The 12,897-nt window shown below is 37.1% G+C and carries 16 protein-coding genes; 13 read left to right on the forward strand and 3 right to left on the reverse strand.

Going from position 1 to position 12,897, the window contains the following annotated elements:
• From yqeH to V2145_RS01830, 7 genes are all read left to right on the forward strand, one after another.
• Complete coding sequence (gene yqeH / locus V2145_RS01800) at positions 1 to 1,107, forward strand: ribosome biogenesis GTPase YqeH (protein WP_094910864.1); 1,107 nt, start codon at positions 1 to 3, stop codon at positions 1,105 to 1,107.
• Between the two features lie 23 nt (positions 1,108 to 1,130).
• Positions 1,131 to 1,973 carry a shikimate dehydrogenase gene (gene aroE / locus V2145_RS01805; RefSeq protein WP_094910921.1) on the forward strand — a complete coding sequence of 281 codons (843 nt, stop codon included), beginning with the start codon at positions 1,131 to 1,133 and terminating at the stop codon, positions 1,971 to 1,973.
• 19 nt (positions 1,974 to 1,992) lie between these two features.
• Entirely contained in the window at positions 1,993 to 2,286 is a 294-nt protein-coding gene (yhbY, locus tag V2145_RS01810; RefSeq protein ID WP_094910863.1) for a ribosome assembly RNA-binding protein YhbY, read from the forward strand.
• A gap of 85 nt (positions 2,287 to 2,371) precedes the next feature.
• Complete coding sequence (locus V2145_RS01815; RefSeq protein ID WP_330987272.1) at positions 2,372 to 2,944, forward strand: nicotinate-nucleotide adenylyltransferase; 573 nt, start codon at positions 2,372 to 2,374, stop codon at positions 2,942 to 2,944.
• Complete coding sequence (gene yqeK / locus V2145_RS01820; RefSeq protein ID WP_094910861.1) at positions 2,931 to 3,500, forward strand: bis(5'-nucleosyl)-tetraphosphatase (symmetrical) YqeK; 570 nt, start codon at positions 2,931 to 2,933, stop codon at positions 3,498 to 3,500. Before V2145_RS01815 ends, yqeK begins: the two co-directional genes overlap by 14 nt.
• On the forward strand, positions 3,497 to 3,853 hold the full coding sequence (rsfS, locus tag V2145_RS01825) for a ribosome silencing factor (RefSeq protein WP_025911675.1): 357 nt from the start codon (positions 3,497 to 3,499) through the stop codon (positions 3,851 to 3,853). The genes yqeK and rsfS overlap by 4 nt, the downstream gene beginning before the upstream one ends.
• Positions 3,850 to 4,590 carry a class I SAM-dependent DNA methyltransferase gene (locus V2145_RS01830; protein ID WP_311856615.1) on the forward strand — a complete coding sequence of 247 codons (741 nt, stop codon included), beginning with the start codon at positions 3,850 to 3,852 and terminating at the stop codon, positions 4,588 to 4,590. The genes rsfS and V2145_RS01830 overlap by 4 nt, the downstream gene beginning before the upstream one ends.
• Before the next feature lie 73 nt (positions 4,591 to 4,663).
• Here the strand turns inward: V2145_RS01830 and comER are convergent, their stop codons facing one another.
• Positions 4,664 to 5,488, reverse strand: a complete 825-nt coding sequence (comER, locus tag V2145_RS01835) for a late competence protein ComER (protein WP_094910859.1) — start codon at positions 5,486 to 5,488, stop codon at positions 4,664 to 4,666.
• Between the two features lie 95 nt (positions 5,489 to 5,583).
• Here comER and V2145_RS01840 point away from each other — a divergent pair, with 95 nt between their 5' ends.
• The 3 genes from V2145_RS01840 (at position 5,584) to V2145_RS01850 (ending at position 9,200) form a co-directional block, all read left to right on the forward strand.
• On the forward strand, positions 5,584 to 6,207 hold the full coding sequence (locus V2145_RS01840; RefSeq protein WP_094910858.1) for a helix-hairpin-helix domain-containing protein: 624 nt from the start codon (positions 5,584 to 5,586) through the stop codon (positions 6,205 to 6,207).
• 77 nt (positions 6,208 to 6,284) lie between these two features.
• A complete protein-coding gene (locus V2145_RS01845) occupies positions 6,285 to 6,851 on the forward strand; it encodes a ComE operon protein 2 (RefSeq protein WP_094910857.1) in 567 nt (188 codons plus the stop codon).
• 48 nt (positions 6,852 to 6,899) lie between these two features.
• Positions 6,900 to 9,200, forward strand: coding sequence for a DNA internalization-related competence protein ComEC/Rec2 (locus tag V2145_RS01850; RefSeq protein WP_330987273.1), 2,301 nt, complete (start codon positions 6,900 to 6,902; stop codon positions 9,198 to 9,200).
• A 119-nt stretch (positions 9,201 to 9,319) separates the two neighbouring features.
• Here the strand turns inward: V2145_RS01850 and V2145_RS01855 are convergent, their stop codons facing one another.
• The gene (locus V2145_RS01855) at positions 9,320 to 9,454 is read right to left on the reverse strand and encodes a YqzM family protein (RefSeq protein ID WP_025911668.1); all 135 of its coding nucleotides are present in this window, start codon (positions 9,452 to 9,454) and stop codon (positions 9,320 to 9,322) included.
• A 273-nt stretch (positions 9,455 to 9,727) separates the two neighbouring features.
• Between V2145_RS01855 and holA the strand changes: the two genes are divergently transcribed.
• Positions 9,728 to 10,762 (forward strand): DNA polymerase III subunit delta, encoded by a 1,035-nt coding sequence (holA, locus tag V2145_RS01860; RefSeq protein ID WP_311856630.1) that lies wholly within the window; start codon positions 9,728 to 9,730, stop codon positions 10,760 to 10,762.
• Between the two features lie 44 nt (positions 10,763 to 10,806).
• Here the strand turns inward: holA and rpsT are convergent, their stop codons facing one another.
• Positions 10,807 to 11,073 carry a 30S ribosomal protein S20 gene (gene rpsT / locus V2145_RS01865; RefSeq protein WP_094910854.1) on the reverse strand — a complete coding sequence of 89 codons (267 nt, stop codon included), beginning with the start codon at positions 11,071 to 11,073 and terminating at the stop codon, positions 10,807 to 10,809.
• Positions 11,074 to 11,269: 196 nt separating this feature from the next.
• Here rpsT and gpr point away from each other — a divergent pair, with 196 nt between their 5' ends.
• Both gpr and V2145_RS01875 read left to right on the forward strand, forming a co-directional pair.
• On the forward strand, positions 11,270 to 12,382 hold the full coding sequence (gpr, locus tag V2145_RS01870; protein WP_094910853.1) for a GPR endopeptidase: 1,113 nt from the start codon (positions 11,270 to 11,272) through the stop codon (positions 12,380 to 12,382).
• 81 nt (positions 12,383 to 12,463) lie between these two features.
• The gene (locus tag V2145_RS01875; RefSeq protein ID WP_094910852.1) at positions 12,464 to 12,799 is read left to right on the forward strand and encodes a DUF3679 domain-containing protein; all 336 of its coding nucleotides are present in this window, start codon (positions 12,464 to 12,466) and stop codon (positions 12,797 to 12,799) included.
• Positions 12,800 to 12,897: the final 98 nt, after the last annotated feature.

Consider the following 12,897-nt stretch of genomic DNA (forward strand, 5'->3'; position numbering starts at 1 on the left):
GTGAGTGAAGAAAAGCTACAATGTATGGGTTGTGGGGTAGAAATTCAAACAGAACGCCCAAACGATATTGGTTATGCCCCTAAGTCTGCACTTGAAAAGGAATTTGTTATCTGTCAAAGATGTTTTCGTTTAAAGCACTATAATGAAATTCAAGACGTAGCCTTAACAGATGACGACTTTTTAAAAATCTTAAATGGAATTGGCCAAACGGATGGCTTAGTCGTGAAGGTAGTAGATATCTTCGATTTTAACGGTAGTTGGCTACCAGGCCTACATCGTTTTGTAGGCGAAAATAACGTTATTCTTGTTGGGAATAAAGCAGATTTACTTCCTAAATCTGTGAAGAAAAATAAATTGATTCACTGGATGAAGAAATCTGCAAAAGACCTTGGGTTAAAGCCCGTAGATGTCTTTTTAATGAGTGCGCATAAAGGACAAGGCATTAAGGAAGTTGCTGAAGCAATTGAACACTACCGATTTGGAAAAGATGTTTATGTTGTTGGCTGTACAAACGTTGGTAAATCAACGTTTATTAATGCAATTATTAAAGAGTTTACAGGTGAAAAAGATGTTATCACAACATCTCAATATCCTGGCACCACTCTTGACATGATTGATGTACCGCTTGATAATGGCGCATCGTTATATGATACACCTGGTATTATCAATCATCACCAAATGGCCCATTATGTAGATAAACGCGATTTGAAGCTTATCTCTCCAAAGAAAGAGATTAAGCCGAAAATTTATCAGCTAAATGAAGGGCAGACGCTGTTCTTTGGAGGATTAGCGCGATTAGATTATGTAAGCGGCGGTCGTAAATCACTAACGTGCTATGTGTCAAATGAACTTCTTATTCATCGTACAAAGCTCGAAAAAGCAGATGAGCTGTATAAAAACCAATTAGGAGAGTTGCTTCAACCTCCAAGACCTGAACAGCTAAGCGAGTTTCCAGAGCTTGTTGCCCATGAATTTACAATCAAGCATGATAAGACGGACATTGTATTCTCTGGACTTGGCTGGGTGACGGTAAACGAACCTGGTACAAAAGTAGTTGCATATGCACCAAAAGGTGTTGGGGTATTTGTACGTGAATCATTAATTTAAATATAAAGAAGAGGGGAAATAGGTTGAAGCAGTTATATGGACTAATAGGTTATCCAATAGGGCATTCACTTTCACCGCTTATGCATAACGATGCGTTTGAAAATTTAGGAATAGACGCTCATTATGAAGCGATTCAAATTGAGCCTGACTCCTTTAAGGTTGAAGTTGAGAAGCTAAAAAAGCAGCAGATTAAAGGGTTTAACGTGACGATTCCGTATAAAGTTGATATCATGGACCTTTTAGATGAGGTCGACCCTTTAGCTAGAGCGATTGGAGCTGTTAATACAGTTGTAAATCAAAATGGCCGCTACGTTGGATATAATACAGACGGGGATGGCTATGTGGCATCTCTACTACAGCATGTAGGCCACACTTTAAAAGGTAAAGCTGTTGCTATTATTGGTGCAGGAGGAGCGGCTAAGGCAATTTTTTACACGCTAGCATCTCACAAAGATAGCCCTTCTTCTTTTTATATATGTAACCGAACGGTTGAAAAAGCACAGAGGTTAATTGATCAATTGCCATTTGAAGCTAATGCATCAGCTATCACGTTAGACGAAGCAGAAAAAGAAGTAGGTACGTTTGATGTCGTTATTAATACAACATCTGTGGGGATGCATCCTCATGTGGAGGATGTACCAATTGACATTCAACATATTCGCCCAGAAACAATTGTTAGTGATATTATTTACAATCCGTTAGAAACTAAATTATTAAAAGAAGCGAAACAAAAGCAAGCATATTGTCATAATGGTGTAGGTATGTTTGTATTACAAGGAGCGCTTGCTTTTGAAAAGTGGACAGGTATCGTTCCTGATCAAAAAAAGATGGAACAAATTGTATTGAAGAAACTTACTGAAAAGTAAAAGCATCATGGAGGTTTTTATGTTAAAAGGAAAACAAAAGCGATTTTTACGTTCAAAAGCACATCACTTATCACCAATCTTCCAAGTGGGTAAAGGTGGAGTGAATGAAAATATGGTTCAACAAATTTCAGATGCACTTGAAGCGAGAGAGCTATTAAAAGTTAGCATTTTACAAAACTGTGAGGAAGACCGTAACACAGTAGCAGAGCAGTTAGCTAAAGGTACTAGAGCTCAAGTTGTTCAAGTCATCGGCAATACGATTATTCTTTATAAAGAGTCACGTGAAAACAAACAAATCGTATTACCTCGATAAGAAAAGGATACCCTATCATACGCGTATGATAGGGTATATGTACATGTCGAGAGAAGCTTAATACAATAAAAGGAGCTATGATTTTTTGAAACGTATTGGTATTTTTGGTGGAACGTTTAACCCTCCCCATATCGGACATTTAATTATGGCAAATGAAGTATTGTTTTCGTTAAAGTTAGATGAAATTTGGTTTATGCCTTCGCATATTCCACCTCATAAAAACTTGAAACAAGAAATTGACCCTAATCATCGTTTAAATATGCTTAATTTGGCAACTAACGGTTATTCTAAATTCCGTGTTCAATCGATTGAATTCGAACGTAACGATATATCATATACATTTGATACGATGTGTATCTTAAAAGAAACGTATCCAGACAATCAGTTTTATTTTATCATCGGAGCGGACATGGTAGAATATTTACCGAAATGGTACAACATTGAGGAACTGCAAAAGCTTGTAACATTCGTGGGAGTAAAAAGACCTGGGTACAAAATGCAGTCTCCTTATTCAATATTAGAAGTAGAAGCACCTCAAATGGATGTTTCTTCATCATTCATACGAGAACGTCTTAAAATGCAAGGCCCTATTGATTTTTACGTGCCTTTATCAGTAAAACACTATATTGAGGAGAATCAGCTATATGAATCAGAGTGAAGCGTTAGCTGTTGTAAAAGAGCAGTTAACGGAACGAAGATATATTCATACGTTAGGAGTCATGGAAACGGCTAAAAAATTGGCCGAGCGATATGATGTAAACATAAAAAAAGCTGAATTAGCTGCAATCTTTCATGATTACGCAAAGTTTCGACCAAAAGAAGAAATGAAAGCGATTATCATAAATGAAAGCATGTCTGTTCATCTTCTTGAGGCAAATACAGAACTTTGGCACGCTCCAGTTGGTGCATTTTTAGTTGAAAAAGAAGTGGGGATAGCAGACGAGGAAATACTAGATGCTATTCGTTATCACACATCTGGGAGACCAGGAATGTCGCCTTTAGAAAAAATAATTTATGTGGCTGATTATATTGAGCCAGGTCGTAAGTTTCCTGGGGTTGAAGAGGTAAGAGAACTTGCAGAGCAAAATTTAGATAAAGCGTTACTTCAAGCATTAAAAAATACGATTAGCTTTTTAATTAGCAAAAATCAAAGCGTTTTCCCAGATACGCTGTATACTTATAATGAATTAGTTTTAGGAGGAAAAAATAAATGAACGAACGCGATTTATTATCACTTGTGGTAAAAGCAGCAGACGATAAAAAAGCAGTAGATTTAGTTGCATTAAATATGCAAGGAATTTCACTCGTAGCAGATTACTTTGTCATTTGTCACGGTAACTCTGATAAGCAAGTTCAGGCTATTGCAAGAGAAGTAAAAGAACAAGCGCATGAACACGAAATTACGGTAAAGCGTATGGAAGGATACGATGAAGCGCGTTGGGTACTTGTGGATTTAGGTGATGTTGTTGTCCATATCTTCCACAAAGATGATCGTGGTTACTATAATTTAGAGCGTTTGTGGGGAGACGCTCCTTCTGTTGACTTACAAGAAGAATTGCAATCATGAGCAGCTATAAGCAATTTGCTTACGTCTATGATCATCTCATGACGGACATTCCATATGATCAATGGATTCAGCTTGTGTCTCGTAAGGTGGGAACAGGCAAAAAGCTGTCAATTCTTGATGTGGGATGCGGCACCGGTGAAATGTCAATTCGTCTAGCTAAGCAAGGTTATGAAGTCACTGGAATTGATTTATCGGATGATATGTTGGTGATTGCGCAAGAGAAAGCGCAACGTGAAGGCATTATGTTAAAGTTATACGAACAAGACATGTCAGAACTTGAATTGATGCAGCAGTTTGATTGTGTCGTTATCTTTTGCGATTCACTCAATTATCTCCAAACTGATGAACAAGTTAAAGAAACGTTTACGCGTGTCTATGAACATTTAGCTCCAGGTGGCTTTTTGTTATTTGACGTTCATTCAACTCACAAACTGAAAAATGTTTTTGGAGACAATTCATTTTCATATGTAGATGATGATGTATCGTATATTTGGAACTGTGAGTACAATGAGATGAATCAAAGCGTTCAGCATGATATGACGTTCTTTGTATATGATGAAGAAATTGAAGCGTACGATCGATTTGATGAAGTTCATATTCAGCGAACGCTATCAGAGTCTACGTATAAAGAGTGGTTAATACAAGCTGGATTTTCAGCTGTTGAAGTAAGCGCTGATTTTAAAGACGAGCTTCCCAACCAAAACAGCGAAAGAATATTCTTCTCCGCAAAAAAATAAAAGAAGCATCAGCTTCTTTTATTTTTTTTATCAAAAAGCAGGAATTTTGTTGAATAAAGGTGAATAGTGTTGATTACGTAAAATTAAACTGCTTTTCAACGAGCTCGATATCCTCATCAAATTTTTCGTGTGTTTTTTGAAACAAATGCACAAACATATCTCCAAGCTCTGCTTCTAATACTTTAATTCCTTCTCCTGTAACACCGCCTTTTACGCATACTTTCTCTTGTAGAGTAGGAAGCGTAAAAATTTCTTTTTCAAGTAGTTTTCCCATTCCAATAATCATATCACTAGCCATAATGGTTGCTTCTTCTTTTGAAATCTCTGTTTCTTGAACAGCAGCATCAATAAATCTTTGCAGCAAGAAGCTAAAGAAAGCGGGTCCACAGCTAACAATATCTGATGATACTCTTGTAATGTTTTGTGGAATTGATACAGTTTTGGACATGCTGCTAAATAAATTCGTTAAATAGTTTTGATAAAAAGCTGAACAATGATTTCCATATGTCATAAGTGATACGCCTGATAATGCACGGTTCGTAATACTTGGAATGATTCTCGCTACTTGGGTAGGCACAATGCTTTCTAGCTGTTCCACACTTATGGGACTTGTAATCGATACAATGCAATGTTCTTGTGTTAACAGCGGTTTGATTTTTATTAAAAGGGGGTGAATATCCAATGGTTTTACACATACAAAAATAAGTTGTGAAGAACGGACAACTTCTTCCGCACAATCTCCCAGCTGAATTTCTCGGTGCTGCTTTTGAATCGTTTTTGCTTTGTTTTTTGTTCGGTTTGTAATAATTAGTTGTGAAGGATGTACGGCTTTTGATTCAATAAACGCATCAATTAATATTCTCCCCATATTACCTGTTCCAATAAATCCTATATTCACTTGTACTTCCCTCCTTCAAAAGCCTATTCTTCTAAACAGTATGAGATTATTAACCAATTTATGACGTTAGTTCATAATCCCATAAGGAGGAAACCATGACTTTACCAAAAAAGCATTGGATTATTTTAGGTTTCATTTCGATAGTTGTATGTGGATTTTTAATTTACACAAATGTTTTATTTCCCCAGGTAGAAACGAGTGCTCAAGTTGAAGAAGACTTCCCATTTACTGAAAAACAAGAGGATAGCTCTTTAACACTGGATGTGCCTCAAAAAGACTCGACCAGTACTCAAATCGTTGTTGATGTGAAAGGGGCAGTTCAAAAACCAGGCATTTACAAGCTTGAGGAGGGCCTTAGAGTTCAGGATGCCATTGAGAGAGCGAGTGGAGTTACGAAAGAAGCAGATATGAACCATGTGAATTTAGCAATAAAAGTAGCTGATGAAATGGTCATCTACATTCCAGCTATCGGTGAAGAGCCTGTAGTTCCCATGTCAACTGGGGGAAGTATGGACCAGAATAAGAGTGCAGTCAATTTGAACACAGCAACTTTGGAAGAATTACAAACCTTAAATGGAATTGGGCCGTCAAAGGCGCAAGCCATTCTCACATATCGCGAAGAGAATGGACCATTTAAAACACTTGAAGATATTTTACAAGTTGCAGGAATTGGGGAAAAGTCACTGGAAAAAATCAAAACAGAGATATCAATAAATTAGTGAATGCGTTGACGTTATCTCCTTTTAACCGATACACTAGGTACTAGATAGTGAGACAAGAAAGTAGGGAGTAGACGATGTCAAGAATTTCATGGGATCAGTATTTTATGGCACAAAGCCATTTATTAGCATTACGCAGCACGTGTGAGCGCTTAGCTGTAGGTGCTACCATTGTGAGAGATAAACGCATTATCGCAGGAGGGTACAACGGGTCAATAAGCGGAGGGGTCCACTGTGCAGATGAGGGCTGTTATGTTATTGATAACCATTGTGTTAGAACCATTCATGCAGAGGTAAATGCCCTGTTACAGTGTGCTAAGTTCGGTGTTAAAACAGAAGATGCAGAAGTTTATGTAACGCACTTCCCTTGCTTAAATTGTTGCAAAGCACTTATTCAAGCCGGGATTAAGACAGTTTATTATGCTAACGACTACAAAAATCATCCATACGCTGTTGAATTATTTAAGCAATCAGGGGTAAGGTTTGAAAAAGTAGAGCTAAACGAAGCCGTCATTGATTTAAATAGTCAAGAAAAGTTGAGCTTTGTAAATAGTATTTTAGAGAAACTTCACCATAGCAATCTTTCCAAAGAAGAAATTGCTCGTTTAGAAGATCAAGCTTTTTCCCTGTTTCAGCATTCATAAGCTAGGCACTTAGTGTCTAGCTATCTCTTTTGAGTGGGAGGTTCTGTTTTGAAAGGCTTTTATTTATATGCAGCAGTTAGCGCCATGTTAACCATGTTTTTAGCCTACCACTTCTTATGGATTACACTCATAGTTGTACTAAGCTACGCAGTTTTTTTATACCTTAGATGTCCACGCTATGTTTTCATCCTTTGCGTTCTTATTGGCAGCTTTTTCTTTGGGTTATTTCATCTTTTTTTATTTCATCATCAAACATCGATTTCTTCGAATCAAACAATATTTACCGGACAAATCTCTTCCATTCCTAATATAGATGGAAGCCAAGTACGCTTTTTCTTTAGCACGCAAGGTGAAGAAGTATCTGTTGTATACTATATGAAAAGTGAAAGTGAAGTTAAGCAGGTTCAAAGCTTAATGATTTATGACCGCTGTATGTTAAAAGGAAAACTTTCATCTTTTGAAGAAAGGCGAAATCCAAACGCATTTAACTATAAAGGGTACATGGATACTAAGCATGTTCATTGGAAGCTTAAAGCATCTACGTTTACACCCTCTTTATGCCAACCTTCTAAACAATTGTCTTTTCCTCAGCGGCTTTCTATTTATCGACAACATGGAATTGATTATCTTCAAAAGAATGTTCCTCAACCAGCGTCGTCTTTTATGCAAGCGCTCATTTATGGAGAGAGGAGTCAAATCGATTCTGATTTACTTCAGCTTTACCAAAGCTTTGGGCTCATTCATTTGCTAGCTATTTCAGGTCTTCACGTTGGCCTAATGACGTTTATGTTTTTTTATGTGCTAATTCGAATGGGAATGACGCGCCAGTTAGCCACGAATATTTTATTAGTGACTCTTCCTTTGTACGCCATTATCGCTGGTGGGGCACCTTCAGTTATTCGTGCCGTGTTAATGAGTATGTTAGCTTTAGCGAGTACAAAGTATCAAAAGAAAATTAGTCTAACAGATAGCATAGCGCTGGCATTTTTGTTAATGATAGCTGTTAACCCATTTTACATTTTACAAGTAGGATTTCAATTATCTTTTGTCGTCACCCTCTTTATTGTGCTTAGTGCACAGGTGATTTTAAAAAGAATTACGTCCACTATGGGTCAGTTACTGCTGGTATCATTTATTGCACAGCTCGGATCACTACCTCTATTATTGTTTTACTTCTATGAAGTTTCGCTACTAAGCCTTCCTCTTAATATGATTTATGTTCCCCTTTTTTCAACAGTCATTCTCCCTCTTTGTTTGTTCATATTTACTACGTCATTTTTCTTTTTACCCATTGCAGGTATCGGTCAATGGATACTAAATAATGTATTATTACTAAGCGAATGGTTCCTGCAACTAATACACAATGTATCTCCTGTATTCGTAGTAACAACCGGTAAGCTTTCTTTATGGGTTGTAGGACTTCTGTACATAGCCATTTACAGTGTTTTATGGTCCATTGAGAAGAAGAAATATACGCCTTTTTTTAGCATAGTTACGGTCTTAATACTTGTGGTTCAGTGTCTCTTTCCGTATGTAAATCCATATGGGAAAGTGACGATGATTGACGTGGGCCAAGGAGACAGCTTGTTAATTGAACTTCCATATAGGAGAGGAGTCTATTTGATTGATACAGGAGGAAGCGTTCTGTTTTCGAGTGAAGGCTGGCAAGTACGCCGTGATTTGTTTGACGTGGGAAAGGATATTGTTATGCCAGTTTTAAAATCAAAGGGAATTCGAAAGGTAAATAAGTTATTGATTACACACGGGGACTATGACCATGGCGGAAGTGCCAGTACGTTACTGGATCAAGTCAAAATTGAACAGGTAGTACTGGGGAAAAAGAAGCAGCTTACAGATTTAGAAGTAAATATTATCGAACAAGCAAGAAAAGCAAATAGCCAGATTTCCTACGTTAAAAAAGGAGACTATTGGAAACAAGGAGATACTTCCTTTTACATTCTTTCACCAACAGGTACAGAAACAACGAGCAATAATTCATCTATTGTTTTATTTACAGAGCTTGGAGGAATTAGTTGGCTTTTTACAGGTGATTTGGAAGAAGCGGGAGAAGCTGAGATTCTTCGTACTATTCCTTCGATACAAGCTGATGTTTTAAAGGTTGCACATCATGGAAGCAAATCGTCTACATCACCTGCATTTCTTCGTGCACTCAATCCTCAAATTGCTCTCATATCCGCAGGCCAAAAAAATCGCTATGGTCACCCGCATAACGAAGTGGTTGAAAGGCTACAAGAAGCTAACGTTTTCATCTATCGAACAGATGAAAACGGTGCAATTACGTATACATTTCGAAAAAACAAAGGAACCTTTTACACAGAACTTCCATAGTCTATATCAAGTTAAAAAAAACGACTGTAGATGACAGTCGCTAAGTATTGCTGATTTTCTATCTCGTTTACCGATTCAACTAATGAATAGAACTCTGTTCATTAGCAGCTACTTATGATCTATGATCCAAAGTAGTGAATGACCGTTGCGATAATAAATAAGGTAGTAAAAAATCCAAATGATGCGATAAATCCTACAGCCGAATCGACTGCGTCGTTTCGTTTACTTTGAACGCTTTCTTCAAATTGATTCATTGCCACCCCTCCTATTTACAGTATAATCCATGTTTTTTAAAAAATCTATAAAATATAAAGCGTTTTCCTAACCTGACAACAGTTAACAATCATTGTTTGGGGTAAAAAAGTAAACGATAATTATATGGGTTTACTCATTAACAAATAAGTAACCTAGGGCTTAATTTGTTAGTGTTTATTATAAACTGAGGAATTGCTACTTTTAGCAATTCCTTTTTGTATTCTTGCCAAACCGCTATTACACCTATACCATAGAAGATGAAGAACTATAGAATGGAGCGTAAAAAATTGGCAATAGATCCGTTGAAAACTATCAATTCTAAGGACATAAAACCCGTCTATTTATTACATGGTTTAAATGCTTTTATTATGAAAAAAGCAAGAGATAAAATTATTCAATATTCCTTATCAGACGAGGAAAAAGAGTTTAATTTATCGATATATGACTTAGAGGAAACGCCGATTGAACAGGTAATTGAGGATGCTGAAACGCTGCCTTTTTTAGGTGATAAGCGAGTGGTAATTGCCAAGAATGCTTTTTTTCTAACTGCAGAAAAATCAAAATCTAAGGTAGAACACGATGTTAGTAAATTACAGACTTACCTTGAGCAACCCGCACCTTTTTCAACTTTAATCGTGCAAGCTCCTTATGAAAAATTAGATGAGCGAAAAAAAATAACCAAAGCGTTAAAAAAGCAGGCTATGTATGTTGAAGCAAATGAATTGAATGAGCAGGACTTAGTGAGATGGATAAAAGATGTACTGCATAAAAGAAATGTAGAAATGGATGAAGATGCTAAGCAGCTCTTGTTGCAGCTTGTTGGATTAAACGTTACGATTATTACAAATGAAGTAGAAAAAATGATGCTTTATGTAGGAGATAATGGTGTCATTACGCGAGAAGTTGTACACGAGCTAGTAGCTAAAACGTTAGAACAAAATGTTTTTACGCTTATTGAAGCAGTTATGAATAAAAATTTAAAAGAGGCGTTAAATATTTATCAAGATTTGCTTCGAAATAATGAAGAGCCAATTAAAATTTTGTCTTTACTGGCTTCACAATTTCGCTTAATTTATCATACAAAGCAACTTTCTGGCCAAGGGTATGGTCAACAGCAAATTGCACAAACGTTAAAAGTACATCCTTTTCGAGTGAAGATTTCTCTTCAACAAAGTAGAAGGTTTGAAGAGCCGGTGCTACGTAACATTATTAAAGAGCTAGCAGAAGCAGATTATGAAATGAAGACGGGGAAAATAGACAAAGCATTGCTTTTACAATTGTTTTTCTTAAAGCAAGCTGGTGGCTAAAAACCATAAAAAAAACGATCCTATGGGGATCGTTTTTTCGCTTATTATGCAGATAAACCGTTAAGTTTTTGCGCTAAGCGAGATTTTTGACGAGCTGCAGCGTTTTTGTGGATAAGACCTTTTTGTGCAGCCTTGTCTAATTTTTTAGAAGCAACAGAGTATGCTGCTTTTGCATTATCTACATCGTTGTTTTCAACTAAAGCTTCAAAGTTTTTGATAGCAGTACGCATAGCAGATTTTACTTGGATGTTATGTGCACGACGAGCTTCAGTAGTTTTTACACGTTTGATAGCTGATTTAATGTTTGGCATTCGTTTCACCTCCCGAAATTATAGCAATCGAGATTATATAGAACTCGACATTTCTTACAATAAGAACAAAGGATATTTTATCAAACCCACGGCTATAATGCAATAGCACCTAAAAGGAATTTTATCGCTCTTGTGCATGAATTAATTAGCAACAGGTGAAACTAACTTCTATGATAATAGCTGAGGAGGGTCTGCAATGAATGAAAACTTGGATTTAAGTCAATATAGTATTCGCACCGATTTAGCCGTGGAAGCAAGGACGATGGCTGTTGAAGATAATGAAAAGCAAGCGAAGCAGTCTGAGCTTGAAGGCGTTATTTTTAAAGAAAAAGATGTCGATGGAGTAAAGGTTTCTTTAGTTGAAATAACTGAACAAGGTGCCCAAACGGTTGGAAAGAAAAAAGGGCGCTATCTTACTCTAGAATCTGTTGGAATTCGCGAGCAGGATACCGAAAAGCAGGAAAAGATGGAGGAAGTATTTGCTAAGGAACTGAATCATTTTATAAAAGGCTTAAATATTGCAGATGATGCAAGCTGTTTAGTAGTCGGCCTTGGAAACAGTAGCGTTACTCCGGATGCACTTGGTCCAAAGACAGTAGAAAATTTATTAATTACTCGTCATTTATTTGCTCTACAGCCTGAAAGCGTAGAAGAGGGGTTCCGTCCAGTAAGTGCTATTATACCTGGTGTGATGGGGATCACTGGAATTGAAACTAGCGATATTATCTTTGGGGTTGTACAAAAAGTCAAACCAGATTTCATTATTGCTGTTGATGCTTTGGCAGCGCGTTCAATTGAACGTGTAAACGCAACAATTCAAATTTCAGACTCAGGTATTCATCCCGGCTCTGGAGTTGGAAATAAACGAAAAGAAATTAGCTATGAAACGCTAGGCATTCCAGTAATTGCAATTGGTATACCTACAGTTGTTGATGCGGTATCAATTACAAGTGATACTATTGATTTTATTTTAAAGCATTTTGGACGTGAGATGAATGAACAAGACAAGCCTTCGAAGTCACTTATTCCTTCTGGAATGACGTTTGGAGAAAAGAAACAGCTAACTGACGAAGATTTACCAAGCGAAGAACATCGTCAAACATATTTGGGGATGATTGGTACGTTACCTGATGAAGAAAAGCGTCGTTTAATTCATGAGGTGTTAGCCCCACTAGGCCATAATCTGATGGTTACACCAAAAGAAGTTGACTTATTTATTGAAGAAATGGCTAACGTCGTAGCTGGAGGATTAAACGCAGCTCTTCACCATGAAGTGGACCAAGGAAACTTTGGATCTTATACTCATTAAAAGTGAATGAAATCAGCAGAAGTGTCCCATAATGAATACTACGAAAATGAATAGGTATGTTTAGATGAAAGGAGCATTCTCATGGTGAAATTCATGATGAAGTCGCTGCTGCTAAGCGTTGTTTTATTGTTCGGCGTATTATTAGGGATGCAGACTGCCCAGCAAGGATTAATCAAGATGAAAGGGTATGATGACCCTAGTATTGAGCAAGTGTTTACAGTTTCTAAGACGGGCGAGGGCGAAGTAGAAGCAGATGTAATGGGAAACAAACGAGTTGTGGACCTTGAAGAAAAACAAAAGCTGCTGGAAGAGCGAAAGGCATTTAACTTTTTTTCTTCAATTGGAAAAAGCTTAGCTAACAGCATCCAGGCTGTTATACAAAAAGCAGTCGAAGCTTTTCATAACCTGTTTGTATAAAAAAACAAAGCAGAGCAGCCTTAATGTTTCGCTACACATTAAGGCTGCTCTGCTTTATTATTGAACTCATCTCTCTTCCTCCCTTGAGAAGTTTATTG

It is taken from the genome of Priestia sp. GS2, assembly GCF_036409025.1.
GTDB classification, from domain to species: Bacteria; Bacillota; Bacilli; order Bacillales; family Bacillaceae_H; genus Priestia; species Priestia aryabhattai_A.

Bases quoted from the DNA above. Each gene is read 5' to 3' on its own strand.
- V2145_RS01840 (WP_094910858.1), top strand. From the start codon at position 5,584: ATGACTTTACCAAAAAAGCATTGGATTATTTTAGGTTTCATTTCGATA.
- holA (WP_311856630.1), top strand. From the start codon at position 9,728: ATGGAGCGTAAAAAATTGGCAATAGATCCGTTGAAAACTATCAATTCT.
- V2145_RS01855 (WP_025911668.1), bottom strand. From the start codon at position 9,454: ATGAATCAATTTGAAGAAAGCGTTCAAAGTAAACGAAACGACGCAGTC.
- V2145_RS01845 (WP_094910857.1), top strand. From the start codon at position 6,285: ATGTCAAGAATTTCATGGGATCAGTATTTTATGGCACAAAGCCATTTA.
- yhbY (WP_094910863.1), top strand. From the start codon at position 1,993: ATGTTAAAAGGAAAACAAAAGCGATTTTTACGTTCAAAAGCACATCAC.
- V2145_RS01830 (WP_311856615.1), top strand. From the start codon at position 3,850: ATGAGCAGCTATAAGCAATTTGCTTACGTCTATGATCATCTCATGACG.
- rpsT (WP_094910854.1), bottom strand. From the start codon at position 11,073: ATGCCAAACATTAAATCAGCTATCAAACGTGTAAAAACTACTGAAGCT.
- yqeK (WP_094910861.1), top strand. From the start codon at position 2,931: ATGAATCAGAGTGAAGCGTTAGCTGTTGTAAAAGAGCAGTTAACGGAA.
- rsfS (WP_025911675.1), top strand. From the start codon at position 3,497: ATGAACGAACGCGATTTATTATCACTTGTGGTAAAAGCAGCAGACGAT.
- gpr (WP_094910853.1), top strand. From the start codon at position 11,270: ATGAATGAAAACTTGGATTTAAGTCAATATAGTATTCGCACCGATTTA.
- V2145_RS01875 (WP_094910852.1), top strand. From the start codon at position 12,464: ATGGTGAAATTCATGATGAAGTCGCTGCTGCTAAGCGTTGTTTTATTG.